Source organism: Shewanella morhuae, from assembly GCF_900156405.1.
Lineage (GTDB): Bacteria > Pseudomonadota > Gammaproteobacteria > Enterobacterales > Shewanellaceae > Shewanella > Shewanella morhuae.
In genome coordinates this window covers 262,578-276,672 of record NZ_FTNN01000001.1, presented here as the reverse complement: position 1 = coordinate 276,672, position 14,095 = coordinate 262,578, and the positions used below count along the sequence as shown (strand labels likewise).

Annotated in this window: 7 protein-coding genes; 3 read left to right on the top strand and 4 right to left on the bottom strand. The window is 45.7% G+C overall.

Annotated features, from left to right (window positions below):
- Window positions 1–153: 153 nt before the first annotated feature.
- Together BW947_RS01185 and mazG are read right to left on the bottom strand one after the other, a co-directional pair.
- Window positions 154–1,791, bottom strand: coding sequence for a CTP synthase (locus BW947_RS01185; RefSeq protein WP_076496494.1), 1,638 nt, complete (start codon window positions 1,789–1,791; stop codon window positions 154–156).
- 116 nt (window positions 1,792–1,907) lie between these two features.
- A complete protein-coding gene (gene mazG / locus BW947_RS01180; protein ID WP_076496727.1) occupies window positions 1,908–2,804 on the bottom strand; it encodes a nucleoside triphosphate pyrophosphohydrolase in 897 nt (298 codons plus the stop codon).
- Between the two features lie 477 nt (window positions 2,805–3,281).
- Here mazG and aguA point away from each other — a divergent pair, with 477 nt between their 5' ends.
- Complete coding sequence (gene aguA, locus BW947_RS01175) at window positions 3,282–4,394, top strand: agmatine deiminase (RefSeq protein WP_076496493.1); 1,113 nt, start codon at window positions 3,282–3,284, stop codon at window positions 4,392–4,394.
- A gap of 74 nt (window positions 4,395–4,468) precedes the next feature.
- Complete coding sequence (locus BW947_RS01170) at window positions 4,469–6,175, top strand: amidase (protein WP_076496726.1); 1,707 nt, start codon at window positions 4,469–4,471, stop codon at window positions 6,173–6,175.
- 167 nt (window positions 6,176–6,342) lie between these two features.
- Here BW947_RS01170 and BW947_RS01165 read toward each other — a convergent pair whose 3' ends face one another.
- Together BW947_RS01165 and BW947_RS01160 are read right to left on the bottom strand one after the other, a co-directional pair.
- Window positions 6,343–7,404, bottom strand: a complete 1,062-nt coding sequence (locus tag BW947_RS01165) for a methionine synthase (RefSeq protein ID WP_076496492.1) — start codon at window positions 7,402–7,404, stop codon at window positions 6,343–6,345.
- Window positions 7,405–7,523: 119 nt separating this feature from the next.
- Window positions 7,524–8,498: a DUF1852 domain-containing protein gene (locus BW947_RS01160; protein ID WP_076496491.1), complete on the bottom strand. Its 975-nt coding sequence runs from the start codon at window positions 8,496–8,498 to the stop codon at window positions 7,524–7,526.
- A 686-nt stretch (window positions 8,499–9,184) separates the two neighbouring features.
- Between BW947_RS01160 and BW947_RS01155 the strand changes: the two genes are divergently transcribed.
- Window positions 9,185–13,954, top strand: coding sequence for a DUF3320 domain-containing protein (locus BW947_RS01155; protein WP_076496490.1), 4,770 nt, complete (start codon window positions 9,185–9,187; stop codon window positions 13,952–13,954).
- The last annotated feature ends 141 nt before the right edge of the window (window positions 13,955–14,095 follow it).

Genomic DNA, 14,095 nt, shown 5'->3' with positions numbered 1-14,095 from the left:
CTGAATCATCAACATACTATTTGTAACTTACTTTCAATACGGATGACGTTGATACACAGAGTTATACCCAGAGGTATTAAGTTTTATCGTTAATGAGCAGATGAGTGTAGCAAAAGGCCGGCCCCACTGTCGCGGGTCCGGCCTCAAATATTCTTATTTTAAATCACGTTTTTGATGCACACTTGCCGCAGCAATAAACCCTTCGAACAATGGATGACCATCGCGCGGAGTTGAGGTGAACTCAGGGTGGAATTGACCCGCAACAAACCATGGATGATCTTTTAATTCGATCATTTCCACCAGTTTACGATCAGAAGACAAGCCACTGAAAATCATGCCAGCTTGCTCTAAACGTTCTCTATATTTGTTGTTCACTTCATAACGGTGACGATGACGTTCTACGCAGCTATTGCTTTTATAGGCTTGCGCGGCTTTAGAACCATCAAGTAAATGACACAACTGAGCGCCTAAACGCATAGTGCCACCTAAGTCAGACGTCTCATGACGTTGCTCTAGGTTACCTTCTTCGTCAATCCATTCAGTAATCAAACCGACCACAGGGAATGGTGTTTCTTTATTAAATTCAGTTGAATGTGCATCGGCCATGCCAGCAACATTACGCGCAAATTCAATTAGAGCCACTTGCATACCTAAACAAATACCAAAATAAGGTAACTTGTTTTCACGGGCAAATTTTGCCGCAAGTATCTTACCTTCAACACCACGCTCACCAAAACCGCCTGGTACTAAGATACCGTCTAAGCCTTGTAAAACTTCATCGCCTTTGGCTTCTACGGTTTGTGAATCAATGTACTTAATCGTCACAGACACACGGTTTTTAAGGCCCGCATGTTTTAATGCTTCGTTGACTGACTTATAGGCATCTGGCAGTTCAATGTATTTACCCACCATACCAATCACGACTTCGCCGTTTGGATTAGCTTCTTGATAAATAACATTTTCCCACTCAGACAAGTCGGCTTCACGGCATTCTAAACCGAAACGCTTAACCACTAAATCATCTAAACCTTGTGAACGTAACAAGGCTGGGATTTTATAAATACTATCAACATCTTTTAATGAAATAACCGCACGTTCTTCAACGTTACAGAATAGCGAAATCTTGGCTTTTTCATTAGCTGGTACCGCTCGGTCGCCACGACAAACTAACACGTCTGGGGCAATACCGATTGAACGCAGTTCTTTCACAGAATGTTGCGTTGGCTTAGTTTTCACTTCGCCAGCAGCACCTAAGAAAGGCACTAAGGTTAAATGCATGAATAGAGTACGATCGCGACCCAGCTCAACACCAAGCTGACGAATAGCCTCAAGGAATGGCAAGGATTCGATATCACCCACAGTGCCACCGATTTCGACGATAGCTACATCATGGCCTTCGCCACCTGCTAATACTTTTTCTTTAATCGCATTAGTGATGTGTGGGATAACCTGAATGGTTGCGCCCAAATAATCGCCACGACGTTCTTTACGCAATACTTCTTCGTAAATACGACCGGTAGTGAAGTTGTTACGACGATTCATCTTAGTACGGATGAAACGCTCGTAGTGACCCAAGTCGAGATCTGTTTCTGCACCGTCTTCAGCAACAAATACTTCGCCATGTTGGGTTGGGCTCATGGTACCCGGATCAACGTTAATGTAAGGGTCCAGTTTCATGATGGTTACATTGAGACCGCGGGCCTCTAAAATTGCCGCTAATGACGCTGCTGCAATGCCTTTACCTAGTGATGAAACCACGCCACCAGTAACGAAGATATACCTTGTAGTCATGCTGAACCTGAGAAAATGAGTTTGAAAATACGTGCTTGTAAGAAAGCACTAGGACGGGGCAGTAGTATACCAAAGACGAGTCGATTCGACAAACACCAATCGGGATAATTTGCCGTTTATCTTGGCTCAGTTGCTTTTACTTGGTCCCAATAGGTATCTAGCTCCATTAATGTGTGCTCTTGCATGCTTTTACCGCTGTCACTCGCCAACTGTTCAACACCACGAAAACGGAGTTCAAATTTAAGGTTGGCTTGACGTAATGCTTGCTCTGGGTCGACCTTAAGGTGACGAGCTAAATTCACCACAGCAAATAATAAATCGCCCATTTCGGACTGCACTTTTGCTTGGTCTTGCTCGGGTTGATTGACTTCATGCAACACTTCATCGATTTCTTCGTGGATTTTAGCGACCACAGGCTCAAGCTCAGCCCAATCAAATCCGACTCGCGCGACTCTTTGCTGAATTTTGATGGCGCGAGACAATGCAGGTTGGCTGCGGGGAATATTGTCTAATGCAGAAACAATGATATCCGTTTTAGCTCCATCAGCCGCTTGTAGCGCCTTTTGTTCACGTTCAAGGACTTTAATCGCCTCCCAATTGGCTTTCATCGTTTGGGCACTATCGCCTATTTGTAAATTTTTATCACCAAATACATGGGGATGACGGCGAGTGAGCTTGTCGCTGATTTTCTCTATCACAGTGGCAAAATCGAACAGCCCCTGCTCTTTACCTAGCTGACAATAGAATACGATTTGAAATAATAAATCCCCTAGCTCATCGGGTAACTCATCCCACGCTAAACGCTCTATGGTGTCGGCGACCTCATAGGTTTCCTCTAAGGTAAAGGGCACTATCGTTTGGAAGGTTTGCGCCTTATCCCACGGACAACCTGTTTGTGGGTCGCGCAATGTTTCCATCATTTTCAGTAACGGCTCAACATCCGTTGTTGAAAGCTTGGTAGTAAAAGGTTCGGTAGTCGAAAATGAGGTTGATGGCGCAGTATGGGAAGTCATGCTGATATCCTTTAAAGATAAATACTGCAACGGGCGAATATTGAGAAAAACAACCAGAATACGCCTCAGCAGCTTTAGCTGAACACTAAAATAAAGGGCTAATGATAAGTTAGGTAACATAAAAGCGCTATTTTGATCCAAAGATCAGCTCTGAGTGACTTATTTTAACTAAAGCGTATTTACCCCATGTCGTGATGGCACTCATCTAAATAAGCAATAAACTTGCCCTACAAATTCTCATCCATGCCCTGCATACAAGTCTTTAGCGCAAGCCGTCTTAAATGATAAGATATACAGCAATATGTCAACGAAGCTACAACTCACCAAGTGCATACGTGGCAATGTCGACCTAACTCTTTACATAATGAATGCGGTTATTCAATTTATTCATTTGATTGATGTTAGGTGTATTTCTATTCTGTCGTCCTAGGTAGGACGCACCCTGATAGTTTTTCAGCATTACTGGAGACAAAACTCATGACAAACGTGACAGTGAATGCCACGCAGTTAGTAACTAAGCCATCTCAAGATGGTTTCCACATGCCCGCAGAATGGGCGGCGCAGCAAGCGGTGTGGATGATTTGGCCATATCGCCCCGACAACTGGCGCGCAGCTGGGGCTTATGCTCAGGCAACCTTTGCTAAGGTGGCCGATGCCATTGGTGCGGCGACACCTGTTTATATGGGCGCACCCAAGGCGTTTTTGGCAGAGGCAAAAACGGTTATGCCTGCTCACGTCACTTTAGTCGAAATGAATAGCAACGATTGCTGGGCTCGCGATACCGGACCGACCATAGTGGTGAATGCCACAGGCGAATGCCGTGGTGTTGACTGGGGCTTTAATGCTTGGGGTGGTGATAACGGTGGTTTGTACTCGCCATGGGACAAGGATGAGCAAGTCGCAGAGCAGATGCTTAAGCAGCATAGTTTTGCCCGTTACAGCGCACCGTTGATCCTTGAAGGGGGATCCATTCATGTCGATGGTGAAGGCACCTGTATGACAAGTGCTGAGTGCTTACTCAACGCCAACCGAAACCCAGATCTAACCAAAGAACAGATTGAAGCATTACTGCGTGATTATTTAAATGTTAAGCAGTTTATCTGGTTGGAAGAAGGCGTCTACATGGATGAAACCGACGGACATATTGACAATATGTGCTGTTTTGCTCGCCCAGGCGAAGTGGTTTTACACTGGACAGATGATCAAACCGATCCCCAGTATCCTCGCTCAAAAGCTGCACTCAATGTGTTGCAAAACACCGTGGATGCACAGGGTCGTAAGTTAAAAATCCATCTATTGCCACAACCGGGTCCTCTGTATTGTACCGAAGAAGAATCACAAGGCGTAGCAGAAGGCACTGGCGTACCACGCACAGCGGGTGAACGTTTAGCGGGTTCTTATGTGAACTTTTTAATCACCAATAATCGTATCGTTTTCCCGCTACTGGATCCTGCAACCGACGATATCGCCGCCCAAAAACTGCAAGAAATTTTTCCTGAGTATGAGATTGTCGGTGTGCCTGCCCGCGAGATTTTATTAGGTGGCGGCAACATCCATTGTATTACCCAGCAGATCCCCTCTGGAAAGTAATCTCAAGGAGCACAGAATGACGATTGATGTCACTGTTGTTGCAACACCATTGGTTTTCAGCGGGAGGCAGTAAAATGTTTGAAGTAACAGAAGTTTCTATTGCCGAGCTGCGGGCGGCACTTGAATCGGGCCGCACTACTGCGGTTGAATTGGTGCAATCGTACCTTGCGCGGGTTGAGGCTTATGATGGCCCTGCGACACAGACTAAGCTCAATGCGCTGGTAGTGCGCAATCCCGATGCGTTAAAAGAAGCAGAAGCTTCCGATGCACGCCGAGCGCGTGGTGAACTACTTAGCCCACTTGATGGCATTCCTTACACCGCCAAGGATAGCTATCTGGTTAAGGGGCTGACTGCGGCCTCTGGTAGCCCTGCGTTTAAGAATTTAGTTGCCCAATACGATGCCTTTGCCGTCGAGCGCCTACGCGCTGCGGGCGCTATCTGTTTAGGTAAAACCAACATGCCACCAATGGCCAATGGCGGCATGCAGCGCGGTCATTACGGCCGCGCCGAAAGTCCATACAATGCTGAGTATCTTACTGCACCTTTTGCCTCGGGATCTTCTAACGGCGCAGGAACAGGTACCGCTGCCAGTTATTCAGCTTTCGGCCTTGCCGAAGAAACATGGTCGAGCGGGCGTGGGCCGGCATCAAACAATGGGCTGTGCGCCTATACCCCGTCACGCGGCGTGATTTCGGTACGTGGCAACTGGCCGTTAACACCGACCATGGATGTGGTGGTGCCTTACACTCGTACTATGGCAGACATGCTCGAAGTGCTTGACGTTATTGTGGCGGATGACCCTATCACCCGTGGCGACCTATGGCGTCTGCAACCTTGGGTTGAGATCCCCAAAGCATCAGCTGTTCGTCCAGCATCTTATCTCTCCCTTGCCGCTCAAACCGACACGCTTAAAGGTAAGCGTTTTGGTGTGCCGCGCATGTACATCAATAAGGATGAATTGGCAGGCACCAGCGAAAACCCCGGTATCGGTGGCCCGACTGGTCAGCGCATCAATACGCGCTCATCAGTAATCGACCTCTGGGAAGCGGCGCGCCAAGCGCTAGAAGCTGCGGGAGCTGAAGTCATTGAAGTTGATTTTCCGCTGGTATCAAATTGCGAAGGTGACCGACCAGGTACGCCAACCGTGTTTAATCGCGGCATAGTCACGCCTGAGTTCCTCAATGATGAGCTGTGGGAACTCTCCGGCTGGGCGTTTGATGAATTCTTGCGTGCCAATAATGACCCTAAACTCAACAAGCTTGAAGATGTGGTGGGACATTTGATTTTCCCGCATGACTTAGGCACCTTGCCAAACCGTGAAGGCGATCTCGCTGCTGGTATGGATGAGTACGTCAACATGGCCAAACGAGGCCTTAAGTCCTATGATCAGATTGACAGCATACCCGATGGTCTGCGTGGCTTAGAGAAAACCCGCAAACTAGATCTCGAAGACTGGATGGATGCACTCAAACTCGATGCTGTGCTGTTTCCAACCATGGCAGATGTTGGCCCTGCAGATGCACACATTAATCCTGCTTCTGCTGATATTGCGTGGAGCAACGGTATTTGGGTCGCTAATGGCAACCTAGCGATTCGTCACTTAGGTGTACCAACGGTGACAGTGCCTATGGGCGTGATGGCTGATATTGGCATGCCAGTCGGTTTAACTTTCGCAGGCCGTGCTTATGATGACAATAACCTGCTTAAGTTTGCAGCCGCATTTGAAGCAACTGGCAGTAAACGCATGATCCCAGCGCGCACACCAGAACTTGGTGAATAAGCGCTAAGGCAAACGACTAAGCCTAAGCACTAAATGTAAGAGTTTAGAAATGAACAACGGGATTGGTATCAAAATGCCAATCCCGTTTTTTTAACACCAACGTCGATATCCCTTCAACAAAGCTGGACTCATGCTGCGGTAAAACATACAGCAGCACTTAACGCGTCTTATTTTAGTGCCAAGAGTTCTTTTCTTACTATCTCAGCGCCTGCACTTAAGGCATTGAGTTTACCTCTTGCGACGTGATGGGATAAAGGCGTCATGCCGCAGTTAGTGCAAGGATAGAGTTTGTCGGCATCAACAAATTTAAGGGCTTTTCGCAGCGTGTCAGCGACTTCCTCTGCGGTTTCAATCGTGTCTGTGGCAACATCAATCGCGCCGACCATGACTTTTTTACCGCGAATGAGCTCAAGTAGCTCCATTGGCACATGGGAGTTATGACATTCTAGCGAGATAATATCAATATTCGATTTTTGCAGTTTAGGAAAAGCCTCTTCATATTGGCGCCATTCTGAGCCTAAGGTTTTTTTCCAATCGGTATTGGCTTTAATGCCATAACCATAACAAATGTGTACCGCAGTTTCGCATTTAAGCCCTTCAATCGCTCTCTCTAAACACGCTATGCCCCAATCATTGACCTCATCAAAAAACACATTAAAAGCAGGTTCATCAAATTGAATAATATCAACACCCGCCGCTTCTAATTCTTTAGCTTCCTCATTCAGAATTTTGGCAAATTCCCACGCGAGCTTTTCGCGACTTTTATAATGGTCATCATAAAGCGTATCTATCATGGTCATAGGACCAGGTAGCGCCCATTTAATTGGTTGCGTGGTTTGCTGACGTAAAAATTTGGCATCTTCAACAAAAACAGACTTTTGGCGACTCACTGGGCCAACAACCGTGGGTACGCTCGCATCATAGCGGTCACGAATTTTTACGGTTTTACGTTTGGAAAAATCAACGCCATTGAGATGCTCAATAAAGGTAGTGACAAAATGTTGCCGCGTTTGCTCGCCATCACTAACAATATAAATGCCTGCTTGCTGTTGATCTTGTAATGACAAACGCAGTGCATCGTGTTTACCGGCAACTAACTCTTCGCCTTGTAATTTCCAAGGCGACCAGAGTGTTTGAGGCTCTGCAAGCCATAAAGGTTTAGGCAAACTGCCAGCAGTTGAAGTCGGTAACAGTGTTTTGCTAAGTGTTTTGTTAACTGATTTAGTCATAATATTGATACCGTAAATTGGGATTAGCTTTTAACGTAATGATTGAATATAACAATCTAATCAAGCGATTAAATGGCACCGTAAACAGAGCAGTTAAACGATGCGATTAAGCTGAGCGATTACAAATGATTAGCTGACCATTGCTCAAGCACCGTTTGGTATGGCTTGATAAAATGCTCCGCAGCAAATTTACCTTGCTCATTCGCTAACTGGCTACGTTCTGCTCGGTCATAAACAATTTGAGTGAGCGAATGATCCAGGTTTTTCAAATTAGGTTGATAGCATTTTCCGGCAGCAGCATTGGCATTATAAATCTCAGGACGATAGATTTTTTGAAAGGTGCCCATAGTGCTGATGGTGCTTATCAACTCAAGGTGAGTGTAATCATTGAGTAAGTCACCAAAAAAATAGAAGGCTAATGGCGCCACGCTATTTGGTGGCATAAAATAGCGTACCTGCAAGCCCATTTTTTGGAAATATTGCTCAGTTAGAGACGACTCATTTGGTTGGTATTCAGCCCCTAATACAGGATGCTGATTTTCAGTTCTATGGTAGGTTTTGTTGTCCGACACACTGAGACAGATAACCGGTGGCTTATTAAAGTTCTGTTTATAAGCATCTGAATTAACAAAGTACTGAAAAAGCTTGCCGTGCAGTTCACCAAAATTATCTGGAATACTAAATTTGGCTTGGCCCTTATTATGCTCTGCCAGCAAGACACTAAAGTCATAATCACGGACATAAGAAGAAAAGTTATTGCCGACAATGCCTTCAATGCGCTTATTGGTTTTACTATCAACAATATTAGTTTTTAAAATTTCAATCGATGGGAAAGTTTGGCCACTACCATCAACATCCATATGAACGGAGATGATTTCGAGTTCGACAGTATAACGATCAGCCTTAGGGTTATCCCAATGCGCTAAGGCATTAAAACTATTATCAATCATCTTTAACGCATTACGTAAATTCGCTTGGCGATGACTACCTCTGGCCAAATTAGCAAAATTGGTGGTGATACGCGTCTTATCTGACGGATGATAATTTTCATCAAGACAAATGCTGTTAATCGTAAATGTAAAATGGTTATTCATAGTGATCCAGTATCCAATTGTCTGATTTCAAACCTGAGTTTATACCCTGCTCTTTTAGCTTCTAGACCTGACTCTGATAGACATTATTCGTGTTCTGTCTGAGATTCTGTCCTGAGATTCTCACTCAGTTGTCTCACAGTCTTTTGGGGCTATTTGCTTTTAACTTAAGTGCCGATGACTTAAATCCTGATGGGTTAGCCAGGGCGCAACTTCAAGCTTGTCTAATATTTCGCTTGGAGTCATTTATACGTGGTTCGGCACATGAACAAAAACGGTTTTATTTCACCTAGAACATGAGCCATATTCATGATCAATTAGCATGGCGTTGCTGCTTAAATCATTCCTTAGAGCTTAATAGCTCCAAGAAGGCTGGCCGATTAGGCAATTTGCTGGCAAAAGAGTATACCCAGAAATGCTGGGACACATTTTTCTTGATGAGTCATTAGGTGAGCAGGAATCTCATGCGAATAGCACCATCAACTTTAGCTAATATCGTTAAATTTATTAACGGCCCCTAACACTAATATCCAGCCACTCACTTCCTGCACGACTTGTTCTTATCATTCTAATAATCCGCAAGATTGCTTTTAGAAACAACCATTGATATGGTAGATTTTTAACCAACGCCACCAGCAAAAACCTAGTGAAAACTATTGCTGTTCAGCATATCTCGGAGATGGATTTTTATGGTTGTTGAGCAGCAACTGGAACGTGCGCGTCTGGAATTACTTGATATGGGTCTTCGATCCAACCCTCAGCTGAATTACCGCAGTGGTAGTAAAGCCCTCGACATTATTGATGAGCAATCTGCCAAGATATTTGAAATGCTGGTTGAGCAAGAAAACACACTCAGCTTTTTACCATTGCCAGAAGCTTATCAACAAAAAATTGCCGACAGCGAAGATGAAGGATCATTCTTTCAGACCGACGATGATTCGGAATTGCCACCTCTTGATTTATACCTCGAACAGAAAAAGGGAGCGGCCCGCTTCACCGACAAATACCTACAAACCGGATTAGTGCCCGCTAAGCTGGATAAAGCCCTGCTGAAACTGGAAACCGAAGCCCATACCATGCTGCAAGAGCAAGGTGTCGAGGTTCTGTATTTAGCACTTGGTTTTTTACAGTGGAATGAGCCAACAAACTCATCGGTTTCAAGATATGCGCCTTTAATTCTGATCCCTGTTCAACTAATGCGCTCATCAGCCAGAGATAGCTTCAAATTACGCTACACAGGCGAAGATCTGGGTTCAAACCTGACCTTAGCAGCAAAACTAAGGACTGAGTTTAAGTTAATGCTTCCCGCCTATTCTGATGAGATGGTCATCACAGATTATTATCAGGCGGTAGCTGATGCGATTACAGCGCAACCTTCATGGCGGGTGCATCAAGATAAAATTGGTTTAGGGCTGTTCTCTTTTGGCAAGTTTCAAATGTACATGGACTTGGACCCTACAGGCTGGCCGGAAGGAAAAAAACCATCACAGTTATCTTTGATTGGCCGCTTATTTCGTGATGGCTTTCCCCACGATGCAGAGATCAATCCAGCAGATCTGAATCATCCAGAAAAACTCCACTTGGTAAAAGACGCCGATTCCAGCCAGATTGAAGCAATCTTGGCGATGAAATCTGGCGCGGACCTGATCATTCAAGGGCCGCCAGGTACAGGTAAATCCCAAACTATCACCAACATTATTGCCGAAGCGCTTGCGCTGGGTAAAAAGGTGCTGTTTGTTGCACAAAAAATGGCAGCACTTGATGTGGTGAAAAAACGCCTTGATGAAACTCATATGGGCTACGCCGTACTCGAACTACATAGTCACAAAAGTACCAAGAAATCTGTGCTTGGTTCTATTGCTGAGTCACTTGAGCAAGGTCGGCCACAAACAGCAAACCGGGAGCAAGAGTTTTCAGATTTAGCGGAATCAAAAGCCTCGCTGGATGCTTATGTGCATGCCATCCGAGCCCCTATTCTGCGTAGCGGTATCAATTACATTGAAGCGTTGGGCTCATTGCTGCAATTGAAAACAAAGGCTCCAGACAACTCCTTACCAGCACTCCCCTTTAGCTACTTCGAACAATGGACAGCTGAGGAATACAGTAATGCGAGGAAACTGGTTACGGAATTAGTACAGCACCTAGCACGCATTGGCATACCTGCAGCGCATCCATTTGCGAGGTCTGGTCGCACTGACTTTTCACCTGCATTGCAGCAGGCATTAACCTCTACCTTGGCAGAAATATGCCAGTTGCTTAGCCAACTTGATACGCAAACTCAAACCGTCAGTGTTTTTCTGCAGCTTGATAAACCACAAAGCTTGCAACAAGTCGCACCGCTGATTTCAACAACGAGCTGGCTATCCGAAGTACCGGATCTTAAAAGCGTTAAAGTAAATATCCCCATATGGGCTTTAGAAAAAAAGCGGATCGATAACGGCCTGTCTTGTCTGGCCAATTTCTTATCACTCAAAGCCAGCTGCGAACAGCACTTTATCACGCAGGCGCTGGATGCCGATTTGCTGAGTATTCGCCAAGGCTTGATTTGCAAAACAGATAAATGGTGGCGTCTCCTGTCGTCCAGCTATCGCCAAGCCAAAGCACAGCTAGCAGGGCTTTGGCTTGGCGCTCTGCCCACTTCGTCTACCGACTGGCTTACTGCATTAGATACTGCTTTAACTTACCAAAGCACGAAAAAAGAGCTAACTAGCTACCACCCCCTGTTATCTGAAGCTTTTGGCCCGCTGTGGCAAGGCGAATTCTCGGAGCACAATGAATTAACGCAAATTCACAGCTGGATAAACACCTTTTATGCAAAGGTAAACCGTGTTGAATTGTCGCAGTCATTGGCTGAACTGATTGATAAAGGCGTTGATAAAAAGCTGCTGCGTGACCAGACAAACTCACTGACTGCGCTTTGTAACGCTATTGCAGTGCAAGCACAAACGCTGCAAGAGCTGATACAAATCCCCGACAGCCATCCAAACCATGATTTAGCAGCAATGCAATTTGCGCAGCTCAATACTTTGTTAGAGGGCTGGAAAAACTCAGCCTTATTTTACGATTTTGCGCGCTACAACCAGATTATTAAGGCGTTTGAGCCTTATAACATTAAGGACTTCACTAAACTGGCGTACTCATGGCATGCAGCCTCAGACTTGCTAATGACGGTATTCGAACTTAGCTATTATTCTGGTCTGGTTAACAATGCCTATGACAGCTCAGAAGCAATACGGCAATTTGACCGCAATAAACATGAACAAAGCCTACGCGACTTTAAACGTATTGATGGTAACAGTTTATTTTTCGCCCAAGAGTTTTTAGTAAATAGTCTGTACGAGCGCTTGCCGAAGAAAACAGCTAAAGGTGAAATAGAATTGGTACTGCGTGAGCTAGGTAAGAAAAAACGTCATATTCCTATTAGGAAATTGCTGGCTGAAGCAGGTAACGTGATCCAGCAAGTAAAACCTATTTTTATGATGAGCCCTATGTCCATCGCCACCTACCTAAAACAAGGTACGTTAGATTTTGACCTGGTGATTTTTGACGAAGCGAGTCAAATTCCAGCACCCGATGCCTTAGGCGCAATGCTGCGCGGGCAGCAAGTAATTGTGGTAGGTGACAGTAAGCAAATGCCACCAAGCAACCTGTTTGGTAAAGCCGTTGAACTGGAAGATGAGGAACTGGAAAGCAGCGCCACCGCAGAAATGGAAAGTATTCTGGCATTAATGGAAGCCCGTGGTGCGGCAAGCAAAATGCTGCGCTGGCACTACCGCTCTCGCCACGATTCACTGATCGCAGTGTCCAACGACCAGTTTTATAAAAACAAGTTAGTGGCCTTTCCAAGCCCAGGCTTTCACCCCGATGCAACAGGGCTGAAGTTTCATTATTTACCTGAAACGCATTACGACAAAGGCAGCTCTCGCACTAATACTGGCGAAGTAAAAGCTGTTGTTGCAGCAGTACTGAATCACGCTTTAACTAAATCTCACCTATCGTTAGGCGTGGTTGCGTTTAGCCTTTCGCAGCGAGATGCTATCTTGCTTGAGCTGGAAAAAGAGCGCCGCTTACAGCCAGAAACTGACGAATTCTTTGCGCAACATGCAGGTGGTGATGAGTTTTTTGTAAAGAACCTGGAGAACGTGCAGGGTGACGAACGCGACGTTATTTTAATCAGTATTTGTTACGGCAAAACCAGCACAGGCCAGCTGAGCCAGAATTTTGGCCTTCTGAACAAACCAGGCGGCGAACGGCGGTTAAACGTACTGATTTCACGTGCGCGATTGGCAATGGAAGTGTTTGCCAACTTCAAAGGTGATGAACTGAAAGTTGGCGCAGACAGCCCTTTTGGTGTGCGTTCACTGCAAATCTTTTTGCAGTTTGCCGAATCAGGCCAATTGAACAAAGCCTATGAAAAACAGCAGGAACAAAACTTTGCTTTTGGCGCCCTACTGCATCAGGCAATCCAACGTTTAGGGTATCAGGTAGCCACCCGAGTCGGCAGTCAAGGTTACTACATCGACTTAGCCATCAAGCATCCTGAAGACCCCAGTAAATTTGTATTGGCGCTGGAATATGACGGCGCTGACTATTATGGAGCAACTTCGGCACGCGACCGCGAAAGGTTGCGGCAAAGTGTACTGGAAGGCCTTGGCTGGAGCTTTAAACGCATTTGGTCCACTGACTGGTTTCGAGATCCAGAGGCAGAATTACATCGCCTGAAAGTACTCATAGACAAAGCCATAACCCAACATGACGAGCTGATGGTAACAATGGCAGCACAAGCCACTTGTACCAGACAAGTGAAACACAAAGTTGCTGCGCCAGAGACCATTGCAACGCCAATAATGCGGGTTGAAGAAGAACAACCAGAATTTGAAGCCTGCACTACGCCCTATAAAAAAGCTGATGTGTCTAAGCTCAATATTCCGCATGTCGATGATTTCAGCGCCATCCCTTTAAGTATGTTGGTGTATGCAGTGGAGCGTATTGTTGAAACCGAATACCCAATATTCGCCAGCCTAGTTGCTACTCGTTTAGCTAATGCTGCTGGCTTGACACGGGTTGGCGCCAAAATTAAACGCACTGTAGACCAGGCCATTACAGGCGCTGTTGCCAAAGGATTAATCCAGCTAGATAGCGATGAAGTGTTATGGCCGCATGGCCGCAGTACAGTCAAGTTAAGAAACTGGAACAGCGTCGACACCGCGACCCGTAAGCTGGAAAACGTCTGTGATGCCGAGCTCACCAACGCCTTATTGCTGACAGTACAAGACGCCCATGCCATTAGCGTGACGGATGCAGCTTCTGCAGCTCTGGGCCTATTAGGCTTTCAACGGGCAACAGCTCAGGCAGCTGAGCGAATGAGCAAGTTGGCACAGATTCAGTGTGATAAAAATGTGCTGGTTTGTGACAATGAGCGGTTGAAAATATCAATAGCCAAGCCTTCGTTGCCCTGAAAAAAGATAAAATATCAATTAGAAAAAAGTTGGAACACCCGTAACACTTTTTATTGCAAGACATCGAATGGGAATAGGCTGCCAATCAAGAAATTAACGAGATGATCGCCCCACGGACGGGGCGGTCGAGCATCCAAGGAC

Bases quoted from the DNA above. Each gene is read 5' to 3' on its own strand.
- BW947_RS01185 (WP_076496494.1), bottom strand. From the start codon at position 1,791: ATGACTACAAGGTATATCTTCGTTACTGGTGGCGTGGTTTCATCACTA.
- mazG (WP_076496727.1), bottom strand. From the start codon at position 2,804: ATGACTTCCCATACTGCGCCATCAACCTCATTTTCGACTACCGAACCT.
- aguA (WP_076496493.1), top strand. From the start codon at position 3,282: ATGACAAACGTGACAGTGAATGCCACGCAGTTAGTAACTAAGCCATCT.
- BW947_RS01170 (WP_076496726.1), top strand. From the start codon at position 4,469: ATGTTTGAAGTAACAGAAGTTTCTATTGCCGAGCTGCGGGCGGCACTT.
- BW947_RS01165 (WP_076496492.1), bottom strand. From the start codon at position 7,404: ATGACTAAATCAGTTAACAAAACACTTAGCAAAACACTGTTACCGACT.
- BW947_RS01160 (WP_076496491.1), bottom strand. From the start codon at position 8,498: ATGAATAACCATTTTACATTTACGATTAACAGCATTTGTCTTGATGAA.
- BW947_RS01155 (WP_076496490.1), top strand. From the start codon at position 9,185: ATGGTTGTTGAGCAGCAACTGGAACGTGCGCGTCTGGAATTACTTGAT.